General features: G+C 28.2%; 12 protein-coding genes. All 12 read left to right on the forward strand.

The window, feature by feature from the left end; genetic code table 11:
• Window positions 1–112 precede the first annotated feature (112 nt).
• The 12 genes from D6T69_RS14065 (at window position 113) to D6T69_RS14120 (ending at window position 12575) form a co-directional block, all read left to right on the forward strand.
• Window positions 113–964, forward strand: coding sequence for a toprim domain-containing protein (locus tag D6T69_RS14065; protein ID WP_125068491.1), 852 nt, complete (start codon window positions 113–115; stop codon window positions 962–964).
• 72 nt (window positions 965–1036) lie between these two features.
• The gene (mbpA, locus tag D6T69_RS14070; RefSeq protein ID WP_125068493.1) at window positions 1037–1333 is read left to right on the forward strand and encodes a mobilization protein MbpA; all 297 of its coding nucleotides are present in this window, start codon (window positions 1037–1039) and stop codon (window positions 1331–1333) included.
• Window positions 1330–2088, forward strand: coding sequence for a relaxase/mobilization nuclease domain-containing protein (locus D6T69_RS14075; protein ID WP_125068495.1), 759 nt, complete (start codon window positions 1330–1332; stop codon window positions 2086–2088). The genes mbpA and D6T69_RS14075 overlap by 4 nt, the downstream gene beginning before the upstream one ends.
• A 2-nt stretch (window positions 2089–2090) precedes the next feature.
• Window positions 2091–2537 carry a DUF6730 family protein gene (locus D6T69_RS14080; RefSeq protein ID WP_125068497.1) on the forward strand — a complete coding sequence of 149 codons (447 nt, stop codon included), beginning with the start codon at window positions 2091–2093 and terminating at the stop codon, window positions 2535–2537.
• 1 nt (window position 2538) lies between these two features.
• Entirely contained in the window at window positions 2539–3129 is a 591-nt protein-coding gene (locus D6T69_RS14085) for a ParA family protein (RefSeq protein ID WP_125068499.1), read from the forward strand.
• A gap of 42 nt (window positions 3130–3171) precedes the next feature.
• Complete coding sequence (locus tag D6T69_RS14090) at window positions 3172–3402, forward strand: hypothetical protein (protein WP_125068501.1); 231 nt, start codon at window positions 3172–3174, stop codon at window positions 3400–3402.
• Window positions 3403–3640: 238 nt separating this feature from the next.
• A complete protein-coding gene (locus D6T69_RS14095; RefSeq protein WP_125068503.1) occupies window positions 3641–4630 on the forward strand; it encodes a myosin/kinesin family protein in 990 nt (329 codons plus the stop codon).
• A 337-nt stretch (window positions 4631–4967) separates the two neighbouring features.
• Window positions 4968–5990, forward strand: coding sequence for a hypothetical protein (locus D6T69_RS14100; RefSeq protein ID WP_125068505.1), 1023 nt, complete (start codon window positions 4968–4970; stop codon window positions 5988–5990).
• On the forward strand, window positions 5987–7591 hold the full coding sequence (locus D6T69_RS14105; protein ID WP_125068507.1) for a hypothetical protein: 1605 nt from the start codon (window positions 5987–5989) through the stop codon (window positions 7589–7591). The genes D6T69_RS14100 and D6T69_RS14105 overlap by 4 nt, the downstream gene beginning before the upstream one ends.
• A gap of 177 nt (window positions 7592–7768) precedes the next feature.
• Entirely contained in the window at window positions 7769–9352 is a 1584-nt protein-coding gene (locus tag D6T69_RS14110; protein WP_125068509.1) for a type I restriction-modification system subunit M, read from the forward strand.
• On the forward strand, window positions 9336–10493 hold the full coding sequence (locus D6T69_RS14115) for a restriction endonuclease subunit S (protein ID WP_125068511.1): 1158 nt from the start codon (window positions 9336–9338) through the stop codon (window positions 10491–10493). Before D6T69_RS14110 ends, D6T69_RS14115 begins: the two co-directional genes overlap by 17 nt.
• 12 nt (window positions 10494–10505) lie before the next feature.
• Window positions 10506–12575, forward strand: coding sequence for a hypothetical protein (locus D6T69_RS14120; RefSeq protein ID WP_125068513.1), 2070 nt, complete (start codon window positions 10506–10508; stop codon window positions 12573–12575).
• Window positions 12576–12594 lie beyond the last annotated feature (19 nt).

Below are 12594 nucleotides of genomic sequence, written 5' to 3' on the forward strand. Positions count from 1 at the left end.
ACGATGACAAAATGATGACAAGCTACAGAACCTATAAACAAAGGGATACAGAACGTTCACGCATCGTTTCATCATTTTATAAAATAAAATATAGTGTATAAAAAACTTAATCATGAACTGTAAAAAAGCAAAAGAAATAGACCTTGTTTCCTATCTAAAAAACAATGGCTTCTTTCCCAAGAAAACAAACATTAATGAAGTTTGGTTTTGCTCTCCATTTAGGAGTGAGAATTCACCCTCATTTAAAGTAGATACAGCTAAAAATATTTGGTACGATTTCGGGGAAGGGTTCGGAGGAACAATAATTGATTTTATAATGAAGTATCATAATTGTTCCCTAAAAGATTCTTTAAATCTGTTAAGCAATAATACTTTTTCTTTTCATCAGCATAAAAATCTAAAAGAGGCTGAAGGCAAACCAAAATACTCTATCAAAAAAGTAGGAGAGCTAACTAACTCTTTTTTGATAGAATATTTGAAGTCTAGGAAAATAAATATTGAATATGCTAAGCGTTTTTTATTTCAAGTCCACTACTCTTTTGATTCTGAAAAAGAATATTATGGAATTGGATTTATGAATGATTTTGGAGGACTAGAAATTAGAAACAAATTCTTTAAAGGATGCTTAGGTAAAAAAAGTATTACAACTATAAATAATAATTCTGATGTTATATCCTTGTTTGAATCTTGGTCTGATTTTCTTTCTTATTTGACTTTAAAAAAAATAATTCCAAATGAAAATTTTATCATTTTGAATTCTACCTCTCTTATTCAAAAGGTTCCCAACCTAATTAAAGATTATTCTAAAACCAAATGTTTTTTTGATAATGATGAAGCTGGAAACAAAGCTATAAAACACCTCCAAGAAAAAGTATCTAAAGAGTTAATTGACTGTAGAATTCACTATAAAAACCACAACGATTTAAACGATTATTTAATTAATTACAAAAAGGAGATTAATTAGTATTTCGAGATGTGTCCTTGTCAGGACAAATCTCGCTTTTTCTCCCTATGGTCGCAAAAGTTGAACAGCATTATGAAAAATCACAAAATTGAATTTAGATGCACTCTTTATGAGAAAAAGCTTTTAAAAGTAAAAGCTAAAAAAGCTGGCTTATCATTAAGCGAATTTTGTAGAAAATCGGCTAATGAAAAAGTAATTTCTGAACGATTATCAGAAGAACAAATTTCTCTTTACAAAATGCTAGTTCAGTATCATAATAACTTTAAATCTATTGGGAATTTAATCAAAAAGAGACATCCCGATTTATACAAAAATGTGTATCAAACTGCTGATGAAATAAAAAATCATCTTCAAAATTTTAAAAAATGATTGGTAAAGGAAAAGCAATATCACATACAAAAGCTTCCATCGAATATGGTTGGAATCAAGAAAAAGATGCTGAGATAGTTTATAAGAAAAATCTAGCTGGAGAAACTCCTAAAGAAATTACTGAAGAGTTTAAAATCATTCAATCGATGAATGATAAATGCGAACGTAATACTTTCAGTTTTGTTATTAGTCCAACTATTGAAGATGGTAAAAAACTAGACTTAAAAGATCTTAATAAAATAACATCTGAATTTGTTAAGGACTTAAAGTTAGAAAATCATCAAGCAATCGCATTTGTTCACAACGACAAAAACCATAAACATATTCATTTATATGTGAATCGAATCGATTTTAATGGAACTGCTTACAAAGACAATTTTATTGGAAAACGTTCACAAAAAACAGCAGAAAAAGTCGCAGAAAAGCTAGAATTACAAACTGTTAAGCAGATCAAAGAACAGAAATTAGAGAACTTAAAGGAGATTAGAAAATATATCAAAGAAAAGCATGAGCTTTCATTTAAGCTTTTTCATCCTGAGAATTATCAGCAGTATATCAATCAAATGAGACAATTTAACATCCAGGTTAAACCTGTAATAAATAAATCTAATCAACTTCAAGGATTCCGATATCAACTTAACAACATCAATCTAAAAGGTAGCGAGGTACATAGAAGTTTATCTATAAACAAACTCAAAAGTAAATTCTTTGAAATTGCAAAAGCTACTCTTAAACAAATCTCTATAACTAAATAATCATGGCTAAAATCGAAGAAATAACTGCTTTACTCATCGAGGAAATTGAAACTTTTCAAAAAGCAGTAAATCAATTAAGTAAAGACACTGATAAAATTAAAAATCACAAGATTACTGTTGACACTTCTCAAATTCAATCAGTTTTTAAAGAGTTTAACAGTGAACTAACTTCTAACTTAAAAGAACAACAAAATCAAATTCGTACACTTCAAAACAAACTGAATAAAACCATCATTGTTCCAAAGTGGATGATAGTTTTATTCAGCTCGTTTTTCATTATCTGTCTTTTGAGTATTTCAATAAATTTTTATCAATATCAAAAATTTAAAAATGTAGAGGAAACTAACTATATAAAAGGGCGTGAAGAAATAACGAATCATATCCAAGAGTTTTTCAAAAAGAATCCTGAAGCACTCAAACAATATCAACAATGGAAAAATAACGACTAACATGGGAAAAATTATTTTAATCACACATCAAAAAGGTGGTGTAGGTAAATCGACACTTACTTTTAACCTAGCTCAAAACATATCTGAAAACGCTTCAGTAGCTATTCTTGATTTAGATTTACAAGGTAGTTTATCTCAAGTTAAGGAATTAGCTTCTGGTTTTGATATTATTCCTTACAAAGGGAAGATTAATGAAATTCAGAACCTGGAGTATGATTTTATTTTTATTGACACTCCACCTTACCTATCTAATCAATTACCTGAGCTTATTCAACTATCTAATTTAATCATCATACCTACAAAAGCTGGCGTGTTAGATCTGTTAGCCATTAAAAGTACTATTGAGCTCATTGAAAACGAAAATAAAGCTGATAAAACGTTAATTGTTTTCAACATGATAAAAGCTAACACCACTTTAACCTTGGATATTTTGATTGGATTAGAAGAATACAATATTCCTATTGCCAAAACTCATATATCAGACTTAGTTGCTTTTACTCGTTCGGTTTTAGTAGGTGGTATTCAGAATGATAAAAATGCTCAAAAGCAATTAGACAACCTAACAAAAGAAGTGCTAACAAAACTCATATAATTCTATACATCTACATTTATATAAAACTACAATTCTAGCATTATGGAAAAACAAAATTTTAACGATTTAATCAATAAAGCTAAGACTAATAATCAAGCGAAAACAATTCAAAAGGTAGTTCCTATTCCTACTAAAGAAAATGAAGAAGTTCAGTTTTCTTTTTACTTAGATAAAAACTTGCTTAAAAAGATTAAACAACACGCTTTGAACGAAGATGAAAGTATTAAAAGTATTATCAATAAAGCCTTAGAAAACTATATTAAAACAACGTAACATTTAAAATATCTGTAGTATCTTGCAAGAGATTTACGGATGTAAAAAACACATTAATTTATAAAGCGTTTAGCTTTTGATTTGGTTTTAGAAACTCGCCAGGTTATTAATTCCTCCAATATCAAAGTTAAGACGCCCACGTTCTGCGTGGGCTGTTCTTATTTGGAGGAAAGGTTTCTGGCGAGACCTCTAAGACCGATAAGTTTCAGTTCCACGCTTTTTTTATTCATTTTATATCATGGAAAATCAAAACAAACAAATCGCCAACATTCAATTACACTTATCAGAAAACTGTTCTGACTTAGAAAAAGAAATTCTTCAACAATATTGGAAACTTAACGAAACTGAGTTTGTAAATGCTCCAAAAGCAATTAAAAGAAAGTATACTATTTCTCAATCCGAATTAACTAAAACAACAGCTACTTACAGTACTTTAACTTTTTATCTATATTGTGATCATTGCCATTCATTTGAAAAACATGAAGCAAAAAGTCAATCTAGTTTTAATCAAACTATAAGAGAATTCCATAGTCGCTATTATCAGTCTTTTAAATGCAATCATTGTAAGGAAGTTCAAAAACAACAATTTCATTTAGAACAAGAAAGAAAGCGCAACGAATTAATAAAGAAGTTAGATAAAGCTATTGAGAATAAAAACTGGAAAAACCTATCAAATTTTGAAAAGGGTGTTTTAAAGAATTGCTTAGAAATGAATTTTGACCCCCTTAAAAATCATTATGGGAAAATTTTAGGATCAACAAACTTCAAACAACTAATTAAAGCTTTATATAACATTGAGAACCAAGAATTAATTATACTCGAAAGAGATAGAGGGGATTATATAATTAATTATCAGTACTTAAACAAACTAAAAGACTTCAAAAATGAAATTACTACTCATAAAAACAACTCCGAATCTAAAGCTAGTTTTAACTCTGAAACCAACGAATTAAAGCTTAAGCTTACTATTAATAAAGAAAAATTTCATCCTGACAGTCCGTTATATGCAGGAACAATAACCTTTAAAAAACAAATTGTTATTAATCCTGGTATTGAATATGTTTTTGCGCAATGGGAAAGAGCAAATGACAACTTATATTTCACGTTGGTTCCAATCTCTGAATTTGAAAAATTCCCAGAACAAAAGCCAATTTCAAATGTCCCTAAAATTTTAAGACAAGGAATTCAAGAATTTTTAAAAAATTTAGGGAGTAATTTAGACTTCTAAAAACATCTAGCTCTTCTTATCTTCAAAAGAAGAGCTTTTTTATTCTATATTTATATAAAAATAGAATTATATTTTTATATTTATGCCAGTTAACTTGCTATGTTTAACTTCTTTTATTAACAAAAAATTGCTAGACTCTAAAAACTTATATTAAATCAAGTATTGATGAAGTAGTAGTATTGTTCATTTTATTTTTTATAAGAATATACTAAGCAAAGAATAACTAAAAAGGATAAGTCAAGATATAAACTTCTCTTATCCTGAAACATAAACTATATAAACAAACTATTTGTTTATATATAACACGTTGACGGTAATTAAAACAAACACCTAGTTAATGAACTACACCTTCAAGAATACAGAAATAAATAACAAGAAGGCTACTGACTTTGAAACAAAATCATTATTATATCTAATAGGAAGACGGAAAGATAGTAAAGAAGTTGAATATATTGCATTTGACTGTTTTAATGACGTTAGTGGAATTAATAAAAATTCAGATAAAATTTGGGATATTCAATCAAAAAATGAAAAAAGTCTAAGCCCTAAAAAAATTGGAAAATACTTTTTCACTCTTTTTGATAATCATACTTCACCATTCTATTTTACAGAGTTTATTTTCTTTTGTCCAGTATTAAAACCAAAATACAAAGTTGATGAAAAATTAAATATTTATGGAATTGAAAACATAGTAGATGATACTCTAATCAGAATAAAAAATGGTCTTAAAGAAGAAGTAATTAGAGTAAAAGGTAAAGCAATAGATTATAGTATTGAGCAAGAAAACTTTTTAAAGAAAGTGACTATTGTCGAAGATACAGAGCTAGATAACGAATACATTAAAACCGTTACAAAATTTAAAAAATCAGAAATAAAATCAGACGCCTTTTATCAAAGTGTATTTCAAGATTTAAGAAATATTCAATCTGCAAAAAAGAATTCTTACATTGAAAATTCAATAATAAGCCAAATAAAAGATGTCTTAAAATTTAATAGGCACTTATATACTAAAGACATAGAAATTTTAATTATCAGTCGAATAATTGGATGTGAGGTGTTTGATTATAAAGGTATTCCATTACACTTCTTACCTATTATAGATGTTTTGGATTTTGAAGATAAAAAAGATACAATTCAAGAATGCAATTCAAACCTATCAAGGGCTTTTTTTAATAAAAACAGCAATCGTGAATTTTGGAAAATTTGCGAAATAATAATTGAATATTTAGAATCTAACGGTTTAACAGACGTGGAAATGATATTCAATAATTTATTCACTAAATATAAGTTTAGAATATCTTATTTAACCCCAATAACTATTAAATATTTAATTGCTATTACAATTGACGGAAAACAATGATTATAAAAAAAACAGCTTTTGGAAATAGTCAAGAAGCATTTATAGAAAATAGATTTAAAGATGCCACTAATATTATTTTCAGTAATGATAATAACAGAGGGAAAACTTTAGTAATTCAAGGGTTAATGTACTCAATAGGTTATGATTCCATTTTTCCAAGTGGTTTTAACTATAAAAATTATTTTTTCTATTCAAACATTATAATAAAAGAAAAAAATTACGAATTTCTTAGAAAAGGGAATTCTATTATCTTATTCGAAAATGGGAATATTAATGTATTTAACAGTATAAGTGAGTTTAAATATTATTTCGATAAACACATATATGAGTTACCAAGAATTGAAAAAGAAGGAGAATTAAAACCCGTAGATTTAACTTTATTCTATGAATTATTTTTCCTAGGGCAAGACAAAAGAAATTCTTCCAACTTAATAGTAAAAGGGCGAAATAATAAGCAGGATTTTAAGAACATGATTTTTGCAATGCAAGATGTTCTAATATCTAGTACAAATAAATATGATATTGAAGAACTTAAAGAGCAGAAAAAATCATTAGATTTAAAAATTAAAACTGAAAAAAGAAAAATTTCAGTTTTAAAAAAGAATCCTGAAATAGCTACATTTATTAGTTCTTCCGCAAACAATATTGATTTTAAAAATACTTCAAAACAGCTTAATGAATTACATAAAAGAATTGCAGATTTGCGAAAACAGAGAAATAGAGAAGAAAATAGAAAAATTAAACTAGAAAATTTAATAATTGAATTAAACTCTCTAAATAGAAATTTAAATGAGGGGAAAGTTAAATGTTCTGATTGCGGTAGTAATAAAATTATTTTTGCAAACCAAGAGTTTGAATTTGAAGTTAGTAATAGCTATGTCCGTAAAAACATATTAAAATCAATTCAAGAAAGTATTTCCATCAAAAAAGAAATTGTTACTGAATTCAATAGCGAAATCCATAAAGAGCAAACTCAAATTCAAAAATTATTAGAGACTTCAACACCAGACGCTAAAAATTACATTCTATTTGAAGATGAAATAATAGGCTCCAAAGATATAGACAAAATTATACTTGAGCTTCAAAAACAGCTTGATGAAGTTCAACAAAAAATCAACAACAACGAAAGTAAAATCCTGATTAATAAAGATTTACAAAAGATAGTTATAGAAAACATTATTTCTGAAATGAAGCGTTATTACAGAATAATTGACAAAGAGGGGTTACTAGAATTTGAAGATTTATTCACAAAATCAGGTCAAACATATTCAGGTAGTGAAGAACAGGAATACTATTTCTGTAAGCTTTTGGCTCTAAACAAAATTTTAAAAACTAAACTCCCTATAATAATAGATTCTTTTAGAGAGGGCGAATTGTCTTCTAACAAAGAAAATATTATGATTGAAGAATATGTGAAATTAAACAACCAAGTTATATTAACATCTACTTTAAAAGATGAAGAATATGATTCTGATAAGTACTTAAAATTAGAAAATGTAAATGTTATTGATTATTCCAGTTTTGCTGACAGTCAAATTCTTCAAAGTAGTTATGTAAATTCATTTTCAGAGATACTTGAAAAATTTGGAGTAAAAGAATAACTATTACCAACACCCGTAACCTATGGAAAGTACTAGTCCATTTGTTCAAAGTTATTTTTTATAAACTTACATTTATATAATTATGGAAATCCATAATTATATTTCAACGGGTTTTAGTATTTTAGAGCTTCTTAAATTTGTTTTCTATAAACCAATATTTATTACTACTCTTGCTTCATGGCAAAAAAAACAACAAAACAAAAGTCTATAGAAGAAACCCTATGGGCATCTGCAAATAAACTAAGAGGAACCGTTGAAAGTTCAGAATACAAACACGTTGTATTAGGTTTAATCTTCTTAAAATTCACCTCTGATAAATTCGAAGAACGTAAACAAGAATTAATAAGCGAAGGAAAAGAAAAATATAGTAACATGGTAGAATTCTATACCATGAAAAATGTATTTTATCTCCCTGAAGAAAGTCGTTGGAGCTATATTATGGAAAATGCTAAGCAAACTGATATAGCATTAAAAATAGATACTGCTTTATTTACTATTGAAAAGAACAACCCTAGTTTAAAAGGAGCTTTACCTGATAATTATTTTTCTCGTTTAAATATGGATGTTAGTAAGCTCTCTGCCTTACTAGACACTATTAACAATATTGATACGCTAAAAGATAAAGAAAATGATATTATTGGACGTATTTACGAATACTTTTTAAGCAAGTTTGCAATTGCTGAAGGAAAAGGAAAAGGAGAGTTCTATACACCTAAAAGTATTGTAAACCTTATAGCCGAAATGATAGAGCCTTACAAAGGTAAAATCTACGACCCTGCTTGTGGTTCTGGTGGTATGTTTGTTCAATCTATAAAGTTTATTGAAAACCACCAGGGAAACAAAAAAGACATTTCTGTCTACGGTCAAGAGTACACCGCTACAACTTATAAACTAGCAAAAATGAATTTGGCTATCCGAGGTATTTCTGCCAATTTAGGAGCTGTACCTGCTGATACGTTTGCCAAAGACCAACACCCCGATTTAAAAGCAGACTTTATAATGGCTAACCCTCCATTTAACCAAAAAGATTGGAGAGGTGAAAATGAACTTATAGATGACCCTCGTTGGAAAGGTTACGACATACCACCAAAAAGTAACGCCAATTATGGTTGGATTTTAAACATGGCATCAAAACTTTCTGAAAATGGAGTAGCTGGTTTTATCTTGGCAAATGGTGCTCTCTCCGGTGGTGGAGATGAGTATAAGATTCGAAGAAAATTGGTGGAAAATGGTTTGATTGAAGCTATTGTGATTTTACCACGAAGTATGTTTTATACCACAGATATTAGTGTGACGTTATGGATTTTAAACAAAAATAAAACCGAACACACAGTTGAATTACCAGATGTCACACGAAACTACCGTAACCGAGAAGATGAAATCTTGTTTATGGATTTACGCCAAATAGGCGAACCATTTGAGAAAAAATACACCCAATTTTCAGAACAACACATTCAAGATATTGCTAAAACTTACCACAATTGGCAAACACAGGTCATTGCGAACGGAGAGAAGCAATCTCTTTATAAAAATGTTCCTGAATATTGTTATAGTGCCAATTTAGATGAAGTTGCTAAAAAGGATTTTTCCTTAGTGCCTAGTAAATATATTGAGTTTGTTAACCGTGATGAAAACATCAATTTTGATGATAAAATGACAAGCTTACAAAAGGAGTTAGGCGACTTATTAGAACAAGAAGCCGAGAGCAAAACCGAATTGTTAAATGTGTTTAAAAAATTAGGTTATGAGCTCAAATTATAAAAAACTTGGTGATTACATACAACCTATAAATGAACGAAACAAAGAATTAAAAGTAGAAACTCTTTTAGGGGTTAGTGTTCAAAAAGTATTCATTCCTTCCATTGCTAATACAGTAGGAACAAATTTTAAGAATTATAAAATTGTTTGTAAAAATCAATTTGTATACATTGCTGATACTTCAAGACGTGGAGATAAAATTGGATTGGCTATGCTTGAAGAATATGAAGAAGCTCTAGTTTCTCAAGCATACACAGTCTTTGAAATTATAGATGAAAATAAATTACATCCTGAATATTTAATGATGTGGTTTCGCAGACCAGAGTTCGACCGTTATGCGAGGTTTAAATCACACGGGAGTGTACGTGAAGTTTTTGATTGGGAAGAAATGTGCGAAGTAGAACTTCCCATCCCTTCCATAGAAAAACAGCAAGAAATTGTTGATGAATACAACACCGTTACCAACCGCATTAAACTCAACGAACAACTCAACCTAAAATTAGAAGAAACCGCACAAGCGCTATATAAACATTGGTTTGTAGATTTTGAATTCCCTAACGAAGAAGGTAAGCCTTATAAATCCTCTGGTGGTGAAATGGTTTATAATGAGGAATTGGATAAGGAGATTCCTGTGGGGTGGAGTGTGGATAGGTTGGATATATTATTGAATTTTAAAAATGGAAAGAAAAAGCCTTCTTCTAAGGGCAAGTATCCTGTTTATGGAGGAAATGGTATTATAGATTTTGTAAATGATTCAAATTTTGAGAATTGTATCATTGTTGGAAGAGTTGGTGCTTATTGTGGTAGTCTTTATTTAGAAAGAAAGAAATGTTGGGTAAGTGATAATGCAATAATGGGGAAATCATTATCCAATGAGTTATATTACTGTTTTTATCTCTTAAAGTATTTAAATCTAGCCGATAAAAGAGAAGGTACTGGTCAACCTTTGATTACTCAAGGCACATTAAATGAGTTAAAAATTAAGATCCCTGAAAAAAATATTAGAATAGACTTCAATATCAAAACAGAAAAAATTATTTCCAATATTCAATCCAATAATGAACAATCCCAAAAACTTAAAGAACTCCAAAGTTTATTATTGGCAAAAATGACAAAAGTAGAGGTTGAAAAAGAACTTGTTTGATATAAAAAGCATATGACAAAAGAATACAATAAGAATGAACTATTTAGACTTGCAGCAGTATTATATGCAGATAATAACTACGAAGTTTCAACAAAAGTTATTCATAGAAAAATATTAGATTCTGCTTTACTAGATTGTGATAACACAGATTTAACCATACACTCTTTAATAGATTACATAGATGATAAGTATTCTATCCTATTAGGTGAGGATGAAATTTTTAATATTGTAAAAAAGTATCCTGAATCTTTTTTAACAAATAACTTAGATGGTAAGAAAACAATCTGTCTTTCACCAAAAAGAAAAACTAATTTAGAATCAAAAATTGAGAAGAAAAACATAGAGTTTTTTATTAATCAATATAGTTTGGAATTTAAAACCAAAATAGGCTTTAAAAATACTATTTATGATTTCCTATATCACCTTTTTAGTATTAATACAGCAAGTTTTCAAAGGTTAATTGATAAACAAAAAGATATTTCTTCAGTAATTTCTTTGCAAGATTCAAAATATAATGAAGAACAAATTGAGTACATAAATAGCTTTTTAAATTGGGAGAACACAGAAAAAAACAAAGCTATTTTTGACATTTCAAGTTATGCTTTAGAGTTTTGTTTATTAACCAATAAGAAAGGATCCTCTAACTTTAAGCTTAACAATTTAAAAAATAAAATTTTTTACCTTGATACTAATGTTATCTATAGAGCCATAGGCATTAATGGTGAAGATAGAAGAAAAAGAACTATTACATTTCTTAACAAGTTTAAGGATGCTGGAGAGCAATTAAAAATAACTCGAATTTCAGATGAAGAGTTTAAAAATAGTATTAAGTTTTATATAGATAAGCTTCGAAAAATACATAATCCGAAGGTAAACTCTAATCTATTTTTAGAGTACAAATCGTTAAAAGACATTAATTCATATTATCATAATTGGAGAAAAGACAAAATCAATAGTAATTTAGAACTATTTGAAGCATACGTTATTAGTGAATACCGAACACTACTAGATAGGCTAGGAATAGAAATAGACTATAATGTACCTTACAAAAAGGATGATAAAGAAGTACAAGAAAGTATTAACGACTTATATGCTAGTATTAATAAATCTAAGCCTGAAGAAAAGCAAGCTTACTTTCAAAGTGTTTTAAATGATGCAGAAAATATTTATTGGATAGAGCAGAAAAGAAAAGGTAAAGTTGAAAATATTTTCGATACCTCATTTTTCTTTATATCGACAGATAATTTTTTAAGAAAATGGGATTATTATAGAGGTTTTACAACTCCTGTAGTGCTTCTTCCTAGTCAATGGATGAGCATTTTACTTCGTTACTTTGATAGAACAAAAGACGATTATAAAAGCTTTGTCAGTTTTCTAAACTTAAAGAACAATGAAAAAATAATTGATGGAGAAAAGTTAAATTTAATCTTATCAGGCATTAGTGAAATGACTTCTAGTGTAGAGCAACAACGGTACTTAGTCACTAACCTTATTGAAAAAGACTTTAGTAGTATCATAAAAACTCATTATACTGATAAAGAAATAATTGAACATTCAAAACTCTACGCTAAAACTGAATTAGAAAAACAAGTCTCAGATTTATCGGAAAAAGTTTCGGTATTAGAAAAAGACCAGGTTCGGAAAGGTCAAGTTATTAACTCTACAATTAAAACAGCAAAAAACAAAAAAGATGAAAATAAAGAGTTAGAGAGTGAAATATTTCTAAAAAACAAGAAAAATAAAGAATTAAAGGATGAATTAATTAATTTAAAAGTAAGTAAAGGTATCAGAAGATGGAGAAATTGGCTTTGGCTTTATTTACCTACATCTTTATTTATATTATTATTTTATGTTTTTGCGATTTTTTTTAATGAAAACCGTCTAAACTTTGGTAAAAATATATTAAATTTTATTGACACTAGGCAAAGTGAAGCTTTAAAAAATTTTTTAAGCACTGTCTTTTACCTCCCTTTAGCTGCATGTGGTTGGTTGATTTGGAGAAGCATTCTAAGATATAAGAGCGACAATGTTGAATACAAAAGAAAAGAATTGAAGACTAAAATTGAAGAAACCATAGCCTAATTTAAATAATTTTTAAAAT

This window comes from Tenacibaculum singaporense, assembly GCF_003867015.1.
GTDB lineage: Bacteria > Bacteroidota > Bacteroidia > Flavobacteriales > Flavobacteriaceae > Polaribacter > Polaribacter singaporensis.

Bases quoted from the DNA above. Each gene is read 5' to 3' on its own strand.
- D6T69_RS14065 (WP_125068491.1), top strand. From the start codon at position 113: ATGAACTGTAAAAAAGCAAAAGAAATAGACCTTGTTTCCTATCTAAAA.
- mbpA (WP_125068493.1), top strand. From the start codon at position 1,037: ATGAAAAATCACAAAATTGAATTTAGATGCACTCTTTATGAGAAAAAG.
- D6T69_RS14075 (WP_125068495.1), top strand. From the start codon at position 1,330: ATGATTGGTAAAGGAAAAGCAATATCACATACAAAAGCTTCCATCGAA.
- D6T69_RS14080 (WP_125068497.1), top strand. From the start codon at position 2,091: ATGGCTAAAATCGAAGAAATAACTGCTTTACTCATCGAGGAAATTGAA.
- D6T69_RS14085 (WP_125068499.1), top strand. From the start codon at position 2,539: ATGGGAAAAATTATTTTAATCACACATCAAAAAGGTGGTGTAGGTAAA.
- D6T69_RS14090 (WP_125068501.1), top strand. From the start codon at position 3,172: ATGGAAAAACAAAATTTTAACGATTTAATCAATAAAGCTAAGACTAAT.
- D6T69_RS14095 (WP_125068503.1), top strand. From the start codon at position 3,641: ATGGAAAATCAAAACAAACAAATCGCCAACATTCAATTACACTTATCA.
- D6T69_RS14100 (WP_125068505.1), top strand. From the start codon at position 4,968: ATGAACTACACCTTCAAGAATACAGAAATAAATAACAAGAAGGCTACT.
- D6T69_RS14105 (WP_125068507.1), top strand. From the start codon at position 5,987: ATGATTATAAAAAAAACAGCTTTTGGAAATAGTCAAGAAGCATTTATA.
- D6T69_RS14110 (WP_125068509.1), top strand. From the start codon at position 7,769: ATGGCAAAAAAAACAACAAAACAAAAGTCTATAGAAGAAACCCTATGG.
- D6T69_RS14115 (WP_125068511.1), top strand. From the start codon at position 9,336: ATGAGCTCAAATTATAAAAAACTTGGTGATTACATACAACCTATAAAT.
- D6T69_RS14120 (WP_125068513.1), top strand. From the start codon at position 10,506: ATGACAAAAGAATACAATAAGAATGAACTATTTAGACTTGCAGCAGTA.